The sequence below is a fragment of the Lentzea sp. genome, assembly GCF_036380075.1.
Classification (GTDB): domain Bacteria; phylum Actinomycetota; class Actinomycetes; order Mycobacteriales; family Pseudonocardiaceae; genus Lentzea.
In genome coordinates, this window is sequence record NZ_DASVFL010000072.1 from 40,759 (window position 1) to 56,570 (window position 15,812).

The 15,812-nt window shown below is 73.5% G+C and carries 12 protein-coding genes; 3 read left to right on the forward strand and 9 right to left on the reverse strand.

All coding sequences use genetic code 11. The features are described from left to right. The first annotated feature begins 14 nt into the window (after nucleotides 1-14). A complete protein-coding gene (gene crtI / locus VF330_RS09255) occupies nucleotides 15-1,475 on the forward strand; it encodes a phytoene desaturase family protein (protein WP_330851145.1) in 1,461 nt (486 codons plus the stop codon). A gap of 231 nt (nucleotides 1,476-1,706) precedes the next feature. Here the strand turns inward: crtI and VF330_RS09260 are convergent, their stop codons facing one another. The 3 genes from VF330_RS09260 to VF330_RS09270 are packed head-to-tail and all read right to left on the reverse strand — an operon-like array spanning nucleotide 1,707 to nucleotide 4,689. Next, entirely contained in the window at nucleotides 1,707-2,180 is a 474-nt protein-coding gene (locus VF330_RS09260; RefSeq protein ID WP_330851097.1) for a MarR family winged helix-turn-helix transcriptional regulator, read from the reverse strand. Nucleotides 2,181-2,206: 26 nt separating this feature from the next. Beyond that, nucleotides 2,207-4,222, reverse strand: coding sequence for a xanthine dehydrogenase family protein molybdopterin-binding subunit (locus VF330_RS09265; protein ID WP_330851098.1), 2,016 nt, complete (start codon nucleotides 4,220-4,222; stop codon nucleotides 2,207-2,209). Continuing rightward, on the reverse strand, nucleotides 4,219-4,689 hold the full coding sequence (locus VF330_RS09270) for a (2Fe-2S)-binding protein (RefSeq protein ID WP_330851099.1): 471 nt from the start codon (nucleotides 4,687-4,689) through the stop codon (nucleotides 4,219-4,221). The genes VF330_RS09265 and VF330_RS09270 overlap by 4 nt, the downstream gene beginning before the upstream one ends. Before the next feature lie 100 nt (nucleotides 4,690-4,789). Here VF330_RS09270 and VF330_RS09275 point away from each other — a divergent pair, with 100 nt between their 5' ends. Continuing rightward, the gene (locus tag VF330_RS09275) at nucleotides 4,790-5,776 is read left to right on the forward strand and encodes a hypothetical protein (protein ID WP_330851100.1); all 987 of its coding nucleotides are present in this window, start codon (nucleotides 4,790-4,792) and stop codon (nucleotides 5,774-5,776) included. Next, a complete protein-coding gene (locus VF330_RS09280; protein ID WP_330851101.1) occupies nucleotides 5,773-6,609 on the forward strand; it encodes an alpha/beta hydrolase in 837 nt (278 codons plus the stop codon). Before VF330_RS09275 ends, VF330_RS09280 begins: the two co-directional genes overlap by 4 nt. Here VF330_RS09280 and VF330_RS09285 read toward each other — a convergent pair. From VF330_RS09285 to VF330_RS09310, 6 genes are all read right to left on the reverse strand, one after another. Beyond that, nucleotides 6,590-6,883, reverse strand: a complete 294-nt coding sequence (locus VF330_RS09285; protein WP_330851102.1) for an STAS domain-containing protein — start codon at nucleotides 6,881-6,883, stop codon at nucleotides 6,590-6,592. The two genes, VF330_RS09280 and VF330_RS09285, sit on opposite strands and share 20 nt — an antisense overlap. Then, entirely contained in the window at nucleotides 6,813-11,027 is a 4,215-nt protein-coding gene (locus VF330_RS09290) for a SpoIIE family protein phosphatase (protein WP_330851103.1), read from the reverse strand. Before VF330_RS09290 ends, VF330_RS09285 begins: the two co-directional genes overlap by 71 nt. Nucleotides 11,028-11,150: 123 nt before the next feature. After that, nucleotides 11,151-12,047, reverse strand: a complete 897-nt coding sequence (locus VF330_RS09295; RefSeq protein WP_330851104.1) for an alpha/beta hydrolase family protein — start codon at nucleotides 12,045-12,047, stop codon at nucleotides 11,151-11,153. A gap of 82 nt (nucleotides 12,048-12,129) precedes the next feature. Next, entirely contained in the window at nucleotides 12,130-12,690 is a 561-nt protein-coding gene (locus VF330_RS09300; RefSeq protein WP_330851105.1) for an acetoacetate decarboxylase family protein, read from the reverse strand. 46 nt (nucleotides 12,691-12,736) lie between these two features. Next, a complete protein-coding gene (locus VF330_RS09305) occupies nucleotides 12,737-14,386 on the reverse strand; it encodes a GMC family oxidoreductase (RefSeq protein ID WP_330851106.1) in 1,650 nt (549 codons plus the stop codon). Next, nucleotides 14,383-15,789: an NAD(P)/FAD-dependent oxidoreductase gene (locus VF330_RS09310; protein ID WP_330851107.1), complete on the reverse strand. Its 1,407-nt coding sequence runs from the start codon at nucleotides 15,787-15,789 to the stop codon at nucleotides 14,383-14,385. Before VF330_RS09310 ends, VF330_RS09305 begins: the two co-directional genes overlap by 4 nt. Nucleotides 15,790-15,812 lie beyond the last annotated feature (23 nt).

Below are 15,812 nucleotides of genomic sequence, written 5' to 3' on the forward strand. Positions count from 1 at the left end.
AGAGTTCTTCAGTGGTGCACGTGGTGAAGGGCCGCACGGACCGTGTGGTCGTGGTCGGAGCGGGTCTCTCGGGGTTGTCGGCGGCGCTGCACCTGCGCGGCGCCGGGCACGAGGTGACCGTCCTCGAACGACTCCCGCACCCCGGCGGGCTCGCGGGCCGCCGGGACATCGACGGCCATCGCATCGACACGGGCCCGACCGTGCTGACGATGCCGGAACTGCTGGACGACGCGTTCGCCGCCGTCGGCGCGCGGCGCTCCGACTTCCTGGAGCTGCTGCCGTTGCACCCCGCCTACCGCGCGACGTTCGCCGACGGCAGCGCGTTGGACGTGCACACCGACGGCGACCGCATGGAGCAGGCGGTGTACGACTTCGCGGGCAGCCGGGAGGCGCAGGGCTACCGCGACCTGCGGGAGTGGCTGTCGAAGCTCTACGAGGTGGAGCGCGACAAGTTCATCGGCGCGAGCTTCGACTCACCGCTGGACCTGGTCGGCGGCGACCTGCTGAAGCTCACCCGGCTCGGCGGCTTCGGCTCGCTCGGCCGCGCCGTGGGCAAGTTCCTGCACGACGACCGGCTGCGGCGCGTGTTCACGTTCCAGGCGCTTTACGCCGGTGTCGCCCCGCGTGACGCCCTCGCCGCGTACGCCGTCATCGCTTACATGGACACCATTGCGGGCGTGTGGTTCCCGCGCGGCGGCATGCGCGCCGTGCCGCAGTCGCTGGCCGACGCCGCCGCGGCCGCGGGAGTGGAGTTCGTCTACGGCGCCGAAGTCTCGTCGCTCGAACGCGTCGGCAACCGCGTCAACGCCGTGCACACCGACGCCGGCCGCTTCCCGTGCGACGCGGTCGTCCTGGCCACCGGCCCGGCGCAGAGCACGCGCCTGCTGCGCGGACAGCCCAGGCGCGTCGTGCCGCTGCGGTGGTCGCCGTCCGCGGTCGTCGTGCACCTCAGCTCGAAGCACGTGGTGGACGACCTGGCGCACCACACGATCTCGTTCGGCGACAAGTGGGACGGCACGTTCGACGAGATCATCCGGCGCGGCGAGCTGATGAGCGACCCGTCGCTGCTGCTCACCACGCCCACCCTCACCGACCCGGAGCTGGCGCCGGAGGGCAGGCACCTGCAGTACCTGCTGGCGCCGTGCCCGAACCTCGACGTCGCGCCGCTGCGCTGGGACACCTTCGCCGAGCGGTACGCCGAGCAGCTGGTGGAGGAGATGTCGGCGCGCAAGCTCCTGGTGGACGCCGAACCGCTCGCGGTCGTGACGCCGGACGACTGGGCGCGCGACGGGCAGGCGGCGGGGACGCCGTTCTCGGCCGCGCACACGTTCGGGCAGACCGGCCCGTTCCGGCCGGGGAACCTCCCGTTCCGGGACGGGAACGTGGTGCTGGCGGGGAGCGGGACGACGCCGGGGGTGGGAATTCCGCCGGTGCTGATCTCCGGGCGGCTGGCCGCGGAACGGCTGCGGGGGTAGCGGGCCCTGGGCGGGCTGCCGGCGGGGCGGTCTCGCCGGCCCGCCGGCAGAGGACCGCGGGGAGTGGCGGCGGGTGCAGGGGCTGTGATTCCCCTCCGGCGCGCGAGAGGCGGACGCGTGACGGCAGGCTGTCACCGGCACCCCGACACTATCTGACCGCTCGCGCAAGCCCTCCGCGCAAGCGCCTCACGCGAGCCGCCGACCCTCTCGCGGTCCCGCGGCCTCGCCGCGTCAGGCCTCGGGGTTCGTCGCCGCCGCGATCAGCGCGATCAGCTGCCGGCGGAAGTGCTCGTAGTCGTCCACCGCGCCGAGCAGCGTGTCCGACTCGCGTTCCTCGCGGCGGGCGGCGGCCAGGGCGCGGCGGCCCGCCGGGGTGATCTTCACGGAGATGCGCCTGCGGTCCTTCGGGTCCTGGTTGCGCACGACGTGGCCGCCGCGGTCGAGGTGGTCGATGGTGCGGCTCATCGTCTGGTCGGTCACGCGGCACAGCAGGGCCAGCTCGCGCTGGGAGCGCGGGCCGTCGGCCAGGTGGTGCAGCGTGATCATGCCGGCGTGCGTGAGGCCGCGGCCCGCCAGGAAGTCCTCGAAGCGCTTCTCGACGACGCGGGCCGCGACCGACAGGAGCCTGCCGGTCGGCCAGGAGGCGACGTCCGCGCCCACCTGGTCCGGGCGGTGCGCCACCGCCAGTTCGTCTCCCTCGGCCACGGCCCCATCATCCCAGACCGGGACGGTCACCCCACGTCGGTCCCGAACGGCATGCCGGAGACTCCTCCGGCGCCGGCCAGCGCGGAGGCGATCGCCGCGGCCGCCGGGGGGTAGGAGAGCTCGCCCAGGCCGCCGAGAGGCTCGTTGGACTGCACGATTCTCACGTCGATGTCCGGTATCTGCCCGATCCGCGCCCAGCGGTAGTCGCCGAACGACGACTCCACGACACGTCCTTCCCGGACGGTGATCTGCGCACCGAGCACAGTGGACACCGCGTCGACCACGCAGCCCTCCACCTGGGCGCGCACGCCGGACGGGTGCAGCGCCACGCCGACGTCCACGGCCGCGTGCACGCTCAGCACCTCGCGGGCCGCGGGGTCGACGGACGCGACCACCGCGATCGCCGAGCCGTAGTCCTCGTGGCACGCCACGCCGCGAGCGGTGCCGCGCAGGTCGCGCCACGGTCCGGCGACGGTGTCGAGCAGCCGGTGCAGGCGCGAGCCGGCGGGCAGCAGCGACTTGCGCAGCGCGATCTGGTCGAGGCCCGCCCGCGCGCCGATCTCGCTGAGGAAGCACTCCTCGGCGTAGACGAACTGGCCCGCGTAGACGGCCCGCCAGAACCCCGTCCGCAACGGCGCGGGCCGCACGGTGACCGTCACGTCGCCGGGCACCGTGTAGGGGAAGTGGTCGCCGCTCGCCTTGATCAGCGCCGGGTTGCCGAAGAACGGCAGCACGGTCAGCGGCCACGTGACCACCTCGTGCGCCCGTCGCACGGGCAGGCCGCCGGAACCGATCTCCGCGCTCAGCCGGTGCACGGACATCGGCCGGTACGAGTCGTTGCGCGTGTCGTCGGCCCGCGTCCACAACACCTGAACGGGCGCTCCCACCTTCCGTGAGCACGCCACCGCCTCCAGCACGGGGTCGGGCTCGATGCGACGCCCGAACGCACCACCCGACGCCGTCGGCTCCACCCGCACGGCCGTGGCGGGCACACCGAGCTGACGCGCCAACTGCGTGCGCAACCCACCGGGGTCCTGCGTCGGCGCCCACACCGTCAGACCGTCGGCGCGCACGTGCGCGGTCGCGTTCATGGGTTCCATCGGCGCGTGCGCGAGCAACGGCATCTGGAAGACCCGCTGAAGACCGTCGATCGGTGCCAGCACGGGCAACGCGGCGTTCAGGTCCGCGAGCCACGTGCGGCTGTCGGCGGCGGGAGTCCCGCCTTCCCAGGTCACCCGCAGCGCGTCCCGCCCCTTCAACGCCTGGTGCGTCGACCGGGCGATCACCGCCACGCCGCCCTGGCCGTCGGCGGGCGCGGTGAGCTTCAGGACGTCCACCACCCCGGGCAGCGCCCGCGCGGCGGTGTCGTCGATCGTCGCGGGCACCGCGCCGATCCACGGCGGCCGCGCCACGACCGCGACGAGCCCACCGGCCGGCCGCGAGTCGATGCCGTAGCGCGTGCGACCGGTGACGATGTCCCGCGCGTCGACGCGTCCGCCGCGCGTCTTGCCCAGCAGCCGCCACTTCTCCGGGGGCGTGAGCTCGACGGGCACGGTCGCGGGGTCGAGCGCCGCCGCACCCCGCACGAGCGCCCGGTACGGCAGCCTGCCGCGGCGGGGATGGCACACGGCGCCGTCTCTCGCAGCGCACTCGGCGGCCGGTACGCCCCAACGTTGCGCGGCCGCGGCGACGAGAAGGCAGCGCGCGGTCGCGGCGGCCGTGCGGATCGGGGTGGCGAGCTGCCGCACCGACGACGAGTTGCTCACCGACTGCGACCCGAACCGCTCGGTGTCGCCGAAAGCCTGTTCCAGGGCCACGTCCGAGGTCTCGACCGCCAGCTCTTCGGCCACCATCAGCGCCACGACCGTGCGCACGCCCTGGCCTGTGTCGGGACGCGGGACGGTCGCGGTGATCCGCCCCTTGTCGTCCAGCCGCACGAAGACGTTCGGCGTGAAGCCGTCGGCGGCGAGGGCGGGCACGGGGACCGCGACGACGAGCGCGCCGATCCCGGCACCGCGCAACAACGTCCTGCGGCTGATCATCGGCCCTCCCGCATGATCCGGCTCGCCCTGCGGACGGCCTCGCGGATGCGCGGGTACGAGCCGCACCGGCACACGTTGTCCCGCAACGCTTCCTCGATCGCCGCGTCGTCGGGGTCCGGGTCGCGCGCCAGCAACGCGGCCGCGGCCATCACCTGACCTGGCTGGCAGTAGCCGCACTGCGCCACGTCGAGCTCGCGCCACGCCCGCTGCACCGGGTGGTTCCCGTCGCGCGACAGGCCCTCGATCGTCGTGATCCGGTTCCGGGCGCTGTCGGCCGTCGTGCGCACGCAGGGCCGCGCCGCCGCACCGTCCACATGGGACGTGCACGCCCCGCACAGGCCGACTCCGCACCCGTACTTGACGCCCGTCAGGCCGAGCTCGTCGCGCAACACCCACAGCAGGGGAGTGTCGCCGTCGACGTCCACCTCGTGTCGTTCACCGTTGACGCGCAACAGATATCGGGCCACCGCGGGTCCTCCTGAAATCGTTCAGTCGACTGAACGTAGCGGGGCGGGCGGCACGCGGCAAGGTTTGTTCAGCAAGCTGAACATCTGCATAATGCTCAGCGTGCTGAATGATGCGAAGCGGCCCGCGCCCGCCGTCCTGCTGTGGGGAGTGGCGGCGAGCGCGCTGCTCACCGGCCTGGTGTGGCTGCTGGGGCAACGGCTGAGCGTCAGCCTGCTGCCCGACCAGGGCGCGTCCTGGTACTACTGGAAGCTGCCCGACCCCACCTTCTGGACCAGGGCGTCCGCCTGGGTGGGCTACGCGGCGCACCAACTCGTGTCGTGGGGCCTGATCTACCACGGGCAGAAGTACGTCCGCCGCTACACGACCGGGCTGCACCGCCTCAACGTCGTCGCGCTCGCCGCGAACGCCGCGTTCATCGGGCTGCACGCGGTGCAGACGCAGGTGTTCTACGACGGCCTGGCGCAGGACGTCTCCATCTTCAGCTCCCAGGGCTCGGTCGTCCTGCTGCTCGTGGTGGTCCTGCTGATGGAGAACCGCCGCCGCGGCCTGGTCCTGACCTGGTCGGCGCCGATCTCCGCGCAGGTCGTCGCGTTCGCCCGGCGCTACCACGGCTACCTGTTCAGCTGGGCCGCCATCTACACGTTCTGGTACCACCCGATGGAGTCGACCAGCGGCCACCTGATCGGGTTCTTCTACATGTTCCTGCTGCTGGTGCAGAGCAGCCTGATGTTCACCACCGCGCACACGAACCGCTGGTGGACGCTCACCCTCGAACTGCTGGTCGCGGTGCACGGAACCCTCGTCGCCGTGATGAACTCCGGCCCGGACGGCATCTGGCCCATGTTCCTGTTCGGGTTCGTGGCGATCTTCGTCCTCACCCAGATGCACGGCGTCGGGCTGAGTGCCGCGGCGAGGTGGTGGATCGGCGGCACCTTCGTGGTGGCGGCGCTCGCGGTCTACTCGTGGCGCGGGTTCGGCAGGCTGGACGAGGTGGTGCGGATTCCGGTGATCGAGTACCTGCTGGTGGCGGTCCTCGCCCTGCTGATCTGGGCCGGCGTCCGGATCGCGAACCTGGTGCGCTCGTGAGGCGCGTCCCCCCGCTGGTGCGGCGCATCCCCGCGGCGGTCTGCGTCCTGGTCCCGGTCGTCCTGCTCGGCGCCGGCTGGGGACCGCTGGTCCACGGCCACCCCGCCCATCTCGTCCTGCTCGGCGCCGTCGTGCTGATCGGCATCGCCGCCTTCCGCGCGCCGACGTGGCTCGCGGTGGTGCTGGCCGTCGTCCTCACCGCGCCGCTGGTGTACCTCCAGCCGTTCGCCGCCACGAACCCGCCGAGCGGCGCGACGGTGCTGCGGCCGCCGGGTGAACCCAGGGCCGGTCTGGTGTTCCACCCCGGCGCCCGCGTCGACTACCGCGCCTACCTGGGACTGCTCGACCGCGTGGCGCAGCAGGGGTTCCTGGTGGTCGTCGTGAGGGAACCGCTCAACATCGCACTGCTGGGCTCCGGCACGGCCGACCTCCGGGCCGAGCACCCCGAGGTGAGGACCTGGGCGGTCGGCGGGCACTCGCTGGGAGGGGTGGCCGCCGCGAAGGAAGCCTTGGAGGGCAACGACGTCCGGGGGCTCGTGCTGTGGGCGTCGTACCCGGTCGACGACCTCTCCGGCCGCGCCGACCTCACCGCGTGGTCGATCCACGGCGAGAAGGACGGCTTCACCACGCCGCAGGACGTCGAGGACTCGAAGAAGCTGCTGCCGGCGACCACCAGGTTCGAAGAGGTCCCCGGCGCGGTGCACGCGTTCTTCGGCGACTACGGCGACCAGCCCGGCGACGGCGAGCCGACGGTGCCCAGGGCGCAGGCCCAGGACCGGATCGTCGCGCTCACAGCGCGGGCGCTGGCCGCGCTCAGCCCTCCATCCCCCTGATCGTCGCCATCGACGTCAGCCCGGACACCTCGATGATCGGGGCGAGCAGCGGGGTCGCGATGATCTCCGCCCGCTCCGCGTGCGCGAAGAGCACGCTCATCCCGGCGCTGTCGATGTAGAGCACCTCGGTGAGATCCACGACGAGCGGGCCCGTGACGTCGTCGAGGGCGGCGGCGAAGGAGTCGGTGTTGCTGAGGTCGATCTCACCGGCCACCTTGACCACAGACCTGCCCTGCGGGTCGGTGGTGCTGGTCAGCGTCAGCGGCGTCGTCATCGGGAATCATCACCTGCATCGTCACGGTCGTACCGGTCGGGTGGGGGAGGATGGCGACTTCGTCCATCATCGTGAGCATGATCGTCGTTCCGCGGCCGCGCCGCGCGTCCGGGTCGTCCTCGGGGGCCTTCCAGGTGCCGGTGTCCGCCACCGTGGCCAGCAGCGCGGCGTCGCCGGCCGTCTCCAGCCGGATGCGCACGCCCCCGCGTTCCGTGTCGCGGTAGGCGTGCTCGATGGCGTTCGCGCACGCTTCGCCGACGGCCAGCAGGACGCTCTGGGCGCGTCCCGTCGAGAACCCGCACTGCCGCAGCCAGCCGCGCAACGTCCGGCGGGCGCCCTGCAGCTGGCCGGGTTCCGCCGGGAAGGTCATGTCCAGCGGCGCGGGGTGCCGGTACATCAGCAACGCGACGTCGTCGTCGTAGCCGCCGGCGGGGGAGAGCGCGGTCATGATCTGCCCCGCGAGCTCCTCCAGCCCGTTCGCCCGCCCCTCCTGGACGGCGAGGGCGGCCTTCTCGATGCCCTCGGTCAACGAGCTGCGGCGGCGTTCGACGAGGCCGTCGGTGTAGGTGAGCAGCGTCGAGCGCGGCGGCAGCGTGCACTCCGCCTCGGTGCGCCGCACGCCCAGCTTGACCGCGAGCGGGATGGACCGGCCGCCCTCCAGCAGCTGCGTGGTGCCGTCGGCCAGCGCCAGGATCGCGGGCGGGTGCCCGGCGCTCGAGTAGACGAGGTGACCGGTCTGCGGGTCGAGGACACCGCAGAACACCGTGGTGCACAGGGCGCCGGGCACCCCGGCGGCGAACTGGTCCAGCGTCATGAGCGCCCGCGCGGGCCCGATCTCCTGGAGCATCAGGGCGCGGCAGGCACTGCGCAGCTGGCCCATCACGGCGGCGGCGGTGAGGCCGCGGCCCACGCAGTCGCCGACGACGATGCCGATCCGCCCGTCGGGCAGCGGGAACGTGTCGTACCAGTCGCCGCCGACCTCCAGCGGCCGCGCCGCCGGTTCGTAGCGCACCGCGAACCCGCCCGGCAGGTTCGACGGGCCGAGGATGGCGCGCTGCAGGGCCAGTGCCGTCTCGCGCTGCTGGTCGATCTGGCGGGCGCGGGACAGGCCCTGGGCCAGGTGGCCCGCCAGCAGGGACAGCAGCAGCTCGTCCTGCTCGGTGAACAGGTGCCGCTCGTCGAGGCGCAGCCAGAGCACCATCGGCCCGTCCGGGTGCTCGACCGTGACGGCCGTGCTGCCGTCGCCGACGAAGACCGGGATGAGCGCGGGGTGTTCCGTCAGCGCGGTCAGCGTCGCGCGCTGGCCCTCCGGCAGGTCGTCCCACGCCACGTCGCCCGCGGAGCTGCTGACCCGCGGCGTCTCGTGCACGGCGAAGACGACGGCCATGACCTCGGCGCGCCACAGCGCCTGGAGCTGGTCGAGCGCGCCGGACAGCGACTCGGACGTGCTGGTCGCCCTGGACAGCCGCACGCTCATCTCCGCGAGCGCGGTCTCCCGCCTGCGGGCGTGGTGCTCGGCCGTGACGTCGCGGAACGTGCCCACCGTCATCGTCCGGCCGCTGTCCGGGTCGTGCGCCGGGTTCATCAGGGCGCTGACCCACAGCCGCCTGCCGTCCCGGTGGGTCACCGGCACGGTCTGCGGGATCTGGTCACGCCCCGACCGCGCCTCGAACGCCTCCGCGAACTGCCTGCGCGCCTCGGGGTCGGTCCGCTCGTCCGGCCACCACGGCTGCGGGGCGGGCAGCGGCAGGTCCTCCGGCCCGTAGCCGAGGATGTCGGTGAACGAGGCGTTGATCTCGACCACCGTGCCGTCGTCGTCGCAGACGAAGAACGCCTCCTGCAACGAGTCGATGATCGCGTCCCGCCAGCGGGCGTGCTGGCCGCGCAACCGGAAGAGGTCGACGTTCGCCCGCACCCGCGCCAGCAGGTCCGCGGCCGCGAACGGCTTGACCAGGTAGTCGTCCGCACCCGCCCGCAGGCCCTCGCCCGAGGCCTCCTGCCCGGCCCGCGCGGACAGCAGCAGCACCGGCACGGCCATCGTGCGCGGATCCGCGCGCAACGCCGTGACCAGCGACAGGCCGTCCATGCGGGGCATCATCACGTCGCTCACGACCAGGTCCGGCGGGGTGCCGCGGGCCGCCTCCAGCGCCGCCACGCCGTCGGTCACCGCGCGGACCTCGTACCCGGCCCTGACCAGCAGGCGGGTGAGGTACTCCCGCATGTCGGCGTTGTCGTCGGCGACCAGCACGGTGGCGGGCACCTCCGGCGCGGCACCGGCGGCCGAGCTGAGCAGCAGGTCGTCGACGGTGAGGCCGGGGTCCGGCAGCCACCGCAGCGCCTCCTGCACGTACGGGGCGGCGATGTCCGACGGCGCGGGCAGCACGGGCTCCTGCGACACGGCGTCGGCCGGCAGGTGCTCGGTGCCGTACGGCAGCTCGATCGTGAAGGTGGTGCCCTCGCCCTCCGTGCTGGTCGCCCGGATGGTGCCGCCGTGCAGGCCCACCAGCTCCTGCACGAGCGCGAGCCCGATGCCGCTGCCCTCCTTGGACCGCGACCACGTGTGCTCGATGCGGTGGAAGCGCTCGAACAACCGCGGGATCTCGTCCTCCGACACGCCGACACCGGTGTCGGAGACCGTCACGACGGCCTTGCCCTCACCGGCGCGCACCGAGACGCCGACCGCACCGTCCACGGTGAACTTGAGCGCGTTGCTCAGCAGGTTCAGGACGACCTTCTCCCACAGCCCCAGGTCGACGTGCACCGGCCGGGGCAGCGGTGCGCAGTCGATCTCGAACCGCAGCCCCGCCTTCTCCACCGCCGAGCGGAAGACGCTGGCGAGCTCCGCGGTGACCGCCGCGAGGTCGACGGGCTGGTAGAGCGCCTGCATGCGGCCCGCCTCGAGCCGCGAGAAGTCGAGCAGGGTGTTGACGAGCTTGCCGAGCCGCAGGCCGTTGCGGTGGATGACCTCCAGCTCCTGCTCGACGTGCGGGTCCGCCTGCGCGAGCTGCTCGCGCAGGTCCTGCACCGGGCCCATGATCAGCGTCAGCGGCGTGCGGAACTCGTGGCTGATGTTGGAGAAGAACGCGGTCTTCGCGCGGTCGAGCTCGGCGAGCTCCTCCGCGCGGCGCTGCTGGGCGCGGAACCCGCGCGCTCCCGCGATGCCGGAGGCGATGTTGCCCGCCACGAGCTCGACGAACCCGCGGTAGCCGTCGTCGAACGGCCGGTGCCGGTTCAGGGCCGCCACCAGGAACCCGTAGGGCGTGCCGCCGGGCCGTTGCAGCGGAGCGACGAGAGCGCTGACCGGCGGGCTGCTCCACGAGCCGGTGGGCAGCCCCGCGACGCCGTCCAGGTCGACCAGGACCGACTCACCGCGCTTCGCGGCCTCCACCGGCCAGGGGCAGTCGTCTCCCGGTGAGACGACCTCGGGCGCGGCCGGATGACCGCGGCCGATGCCCGAGGCCTCCGCCAGGCGCGCGTGACCGTCCTCGAAGAGGTAGGCGAGGGTGAACGGGAGGTCGCGCTGGTTGCGCTGCAGCTGCGCGCAGGCGAACGCCAGCACCTCGTCCTCCTCGCGCGCCATGCTGGGGTCGGAGCCGAGGTCGCGCAGCGTGGCCATCCGCCGGTCGCCGACGACGCGGTCGGTCTCCTCGCTGACGACGCACAGCATCCCCGCCACCGCGCCGGTCTCGTCGCGCAGCGGGCTGTAGGAGAAGGTGTGGTAGCTCTCCTCCAGGTACCCGGACCGCTCCACGAACAGCTGGAGCGCCTCGTCCCAGGTCGCCTGCCCGGTCGTGAGCACGCTCTCGACCCTGGGCCCGATGTCCTCCCAGATCTCCGCCCACACCTCGGCCGTCGGACGGCCCAGCGCCCACGGGTACTTGTGGCTCAGGGTGTTGAGCCGGTAGGCGTTGTTGCAGAAGAACGTGAGCTCCGGTCCCCACGCCATCCACATGGCGAACCGCGAGGACAGCAGGATGCCGACCGCGGTCTGCAGACTCTGCGGCCAGCTCTCCGGCGGACCCAGCGGGGTGGCCGCCCAGTCGACGGCGGCCAGGTCGCGGCCGACCTCCGGGTCCTCGGCGAACACGCCGGCGAGACCGGGTCCGTCCGGTCTGGACCCGGTGCTGTCTTCGGAGCGCGTCACCGACCGTTCCTCCACTCCTGGACGAAGTTGACCTGTCCAGGGTGCCCACTTTCGACGGCGGTCGCACAACCAGTGGCGAGCGGCGCGCTGTGACGCCGCTCGCCCGGCCGGTCCGGCCGCCGGTTACTCGGTGCCCTCGAACACGACGGCCGCGTCGGTGCGCGCGGGTTGTCCCCACACGAGGTCGCGTGCCGCGGTGTCACCGGCGAGGTAGTGGCGGAACCACGACGTCATCACCCGTTTCGCCGCGGTGAGCTGGGCGGCGCGGGTGATGGACCCGGTGTCGCAGAACAGGCCGGAGGAGTCCATGAAGCCGCAGTGCGAGCCGCCGGTGATCGTGCGGAGCTGCCGCGACGGCGGCTTGGCGGCGAAGATCGGCCGCTGGTGGCCGACGACCGGCGCGATGGTGTCCTGCGACCCGGCGAGGAACTGCGCGGGCGCGGCGAGGCCGGCCGCCGCGGCCTTGGCCGACGGCGTGGTCTCGGCGGCCGCGTAGGTGGAGATCGCCGTGATCTTCGGGTTGCGGGCGGCGGCGAGCACCGCGGCGCCGCCGCCCATCGAGTGCCCGGACGCCCCGAGCTTGCCCGTGTCGACGTGCTCGCGGAACCGGGAGCCCGCGGTGCCGTCCTGGGCGGTGAGCCAGGCCAGTCCGGCGTTGAGGTCGTCGGCGAACCCGCCGTGGCTCGGGCTCAGACCGCCCTGGGTGGTCGGCACGATCACGACGAACCCCCATGACGCGAGGTGGTTGCTCGTGCTCGTGTACTGGGAGGTGGCCTGGAAGAAGCCGTGGCCGAACGCGATCGCGGGGAACCGCCCGGCGGCGACCGGCTGGTTCGTCCCGGCGGCGGTGGCGGGGTAGTGGACGCGGGCGGGGACGGACCTGCCGTTCGCGACGGCGGTGACATCGCTGTACGCCACCGGGTACGAGCCGGGGAGCCCGTAGTCCGGTGGCGCGGCTAACGCGGTCGGGGCGGCCAGGGTCGTGGCCACCAGGGCAAGGGTCATGGCGAGTGCTCGCATGAACCGCTCCTCGATGTGTGGGTGGAACTGCAGGGGACGAGGACGGCCGCACCTCGTGTGCGGGGACGAGGTTCCGGCCGGGTCAGGGGGAGCCGAACCGCATGCGCAGGTCCGTGACGGCGAGGTGCAGGAACGGCCTGGTCGCGGTGAGCCAGGTGAGCGGGCTGTCCGGGGTGACGCGCCAGCGCAGGCGGGTCAGGCGGACGCGGGCGGCGGTGCCCAGCTCGGTGCGGACCGCGGCGCCGGCCAGGGACTGCCAGACCGCGGTGGTGAGGCGGACGGGCAGGGCGGGCGACCGGCGGGGGAGCTCCTCCGCCGAGGCGAGCACCCGTCCCGCGGACGAGGCCGTGGCGTTCAGGCGCGGGTCGGCGACCAGCCGGAAGTCCGCCATCTCCTTGGGGATGCCCCACATCGCCCGCGCGCCCCGCCGCGACGTCGCGTCGTCCACCCAGATGTCCGTGATGGACAGTCCGGGCCGCAACCCCTTGCGCACCACGACGCCCACCATCAGCTCGCGGTAGGCGAGCAGGCCGGTCTCGTCGTAGTCCACGAACGCCGACACCACGAGCACGCGGCCGAACAGGGACAGCGGCACCACGCCCGGCGCGTGCGGGGAGATCGCCGGGCGTGGTGCCGTGGACACCGTGAGCCAACCTTTGCCGCAAAGGTTCCACGGTGCCGGAGGGTGGTCAGCGGACATCGGTCGCCTCATGTCGCAGGGCTGCCGGCGCGTGGGCCGGGACAGCGGGCCGGTGGGGTGCCACGGCGCGCAGCCGGGCGTAGGGCGCGCCCTGGGACGGGCGGAGGTCCGGTTCGCCCTTGTTGGGCCACAAGGACATCGCGCGTTCGGCGAGGGCCGTGATGGTCAGGGCCGGGTTGACGCCGAGGTTGGCGGGGATCGTCGAACCGTCCACGACGTGCAGGCCGGGGTGGCCGTGGACGCGGTGGTACGGGTCGATCACGCCGGTCTCGGAGGAGCCGCCGATCACGCAGCCGCCGATGAGGTGCCCGGTCAGCGGGATGTCGGCCAGGTCGTTCCACGCGCCCCTGGCGACGCCGCCCGCGCGCCGGGCCAGGGCACGGGCCACCTCGTGCCCGGCCGGGATCCACGACGGGTTCGGCGCGCCCTCGCCCTGCCGCGTGGTCAGGCGGCCGTGGCGCAGCGACGTGGTGAGCGAGTTGTCCAGGCTCTGCATCACCAGCAACGCGATGGTCTCCTCCGACCACCGGCGCGGCGTGTGCATGCGCAGCGCCGTGCGGTACTCGGAGCGCAGCTGCGCCAGGCCGCGCCGCAACCGGCCGGGGCCGCCGTCCACGAGCGTGGTCATGAGCAGGCCCAGCAGGTTGCTGCCGCGCCCGTACCGGACGACCTCCACGTGCGTGTCCGGGTTCGGGTGGATCGACGACGTGATCGCGAGCCCGCGCGTGTTGTCGATCTGCCCGCCCGGCACCCGCACCGCCACCACGGCCTCGGAGTTGGTGCGGCACAACGCCCCGACCCGCGGGGACAGCCCGCGCAGGCTGCCGCCGTCGCGCAGCCGGTGCAGCAGCCGCTGCGTGCCGAGCGACGCCGCCGCGAACACCACCTGCCCCGCGGTGAACACGCGTTCCGCGCGCCCGCCGGTCCGCCGGGTCCGCACCGCGTACCCGTCGGCCGTGGGCCGCACGTCGGTCACCGTGGTCAACGGCCACACCACGGCACCGGCCCGTTCGGCGAGGTGCAGGTAGTTCTTCGGCAGCGTGTTCTTGGCGTTGTGCCGGCACCCGGTCATGCACGCGCCGCAGGCGACGCACCCGTTGCGGCGAGGACCGGCACCGCCGAAGAACGGGTCCTCGCCGTCCGGTCCGAAGTGGACGCCGACGCGGACGGGGCGGAACGTCGGCTCCACCCCGAGGTCGACGGCCACCTCGCGGAGCAGCCGGTCGGCCTCGGTGCGGCACGGGTTCTCCACGACGCCGAGCATGCGGCTCGCCTGGTCGTAGTGCGGGGAGAGCTCGGCGCGCCAGTCGGTGACGTGCGCCCACCGCGGGTCGCGGAAGAACGCCTCCGGCGGCTCGTACAGGGTGTTGGCGTACACCAGCGAACCGCCGCCGACCCCGGCGCCGCTCAGCACCAGCACGTCGCGCAGCGGGGTGATCCGCTGAATGCCCGTGCAGCCGATCCCCGGCGCGAACAGGTAGTCGCGCAGCTGCCAGGACGTGCGCGGGAGCTCGTCGTCGGCGAACCGGCGGCCCGCCTCCAGCACGCCGACGCGGTAGCCCTTCTCGCTCAGCCGCAGGGCGGTCACCGCGCCGCCGAACCCCGAGCCGACCACCAGCACGTCGTAGTCCGCGGTCATCGCACTCCCTCCAGCCGCGCGGTGCGGCGCAGGTACTCCCGGGTGCTGCCGGGCCAGTTCGTCGTCACGGACCCGTCCTCGGCGCGGTACCAGGACGAACAGCCGCTCCACACCCCGCTCGCCAGCCGCTCGCGCATCTCCGCGTCGAACTCGTCGGCGACCTCGGGCGCCACCTCCACGGCCTCACCGGTCTCGGCGAGGCGGCGCACCGCGGCCACGACGTAGCGGCACTGCGCCTCGATCATCGTGACGATCGAGCTGCCGCCGAGGTTCGTGTTGGGGCCGTAGACGAGGAAGAAGCCGGGGAAGCCGGGCACGGTCAGGCCCAGGTGGGCGCGCGGCCGGCCGCCCCACACCTCGGCGAGGTCGCGGCCGTGCCTGCCGGTGACGCGCATCGGCAGCCGGAAGTCGGCGACCTCGAACCCGGTGCCCCAGATCAGGACGTCCGCGGGGTGCTCGCGGCCGTCGGCCGTGCGCAGGCCGTGCGCGGTGACCTCGGTGATCCGCTCGGTGACCACGGCGGCGTTCGGCGCCGAGAGCGCCGGGTACCAGTCGTTGCTGAACAGGACGCGCTTGCACCCCACCTCGGTCCGCGGCGTGACGAGGTCGCGCAGCCGCCGGTCGCGCACCCGCACCCGCCGGTGCGCCGCGGCGAGACCCGCGACCAGCCCGCGGGAGAACCGCCCGGACGTGAGCAGCCAGGTGAACGCCTCGCAGGCCAGCCACACCCCGCGCCGCGCCGCCTTGGAGGTCCACGGGCGGGCGCGTCCGCGCAGTCGCGCGTCGGGTTTCGGCAGGACGTGCGGCGCCGACCGCTGGAACACGGTGAGGTGCTCGGCCAGCGGCTGGATCCTCGGCACGAACTGGGCCGCACTCGCCCCCGTGCCCACCACCGCGACCCGTTTGCCGCGCAGGTCGACGTCGTGCCGCCACCGCGCGCTGTGGAACACCGGACCGGCGAACGCGTCGAGTCCGGGCAGGACGGGAGCGGCGGGCCGGTTCAGCTGGCCGACCGCCGACACCAGCACGTCCGCCTCGACGACGCCGCCGTCGGCCAGCTCGACCCGCCACCGGCCGCCGGTGAACGCCGCCGCGACGACCTCGGCGCCGAACCGGATCCGGTCGCGCACCGCGTCGGCGTTGCGCCGCAGGTAGGCGAGGATGTCGGGCTGGGCGGCGTAGCGGCGCGGCCAGGAGAGGTTGGGGGAGAAGGAGTACGAGTAGAGCGACGACGGCACGTCGCACGCCGCGCCCGGATAGGTGTTGTCCCGCCACACCCCGCCGACGTCGTCCGCGCGTTCGAGCACGGTGAACCGCTCGAAACCGGCCCTGCGCAACGACAGGGCGACTCCGAGACCGCCGAAACCGGCGCCGACGACCACTACTTCGGGGTTCGCTCGCACGTCTTCGAAGCTAGGAACAACCC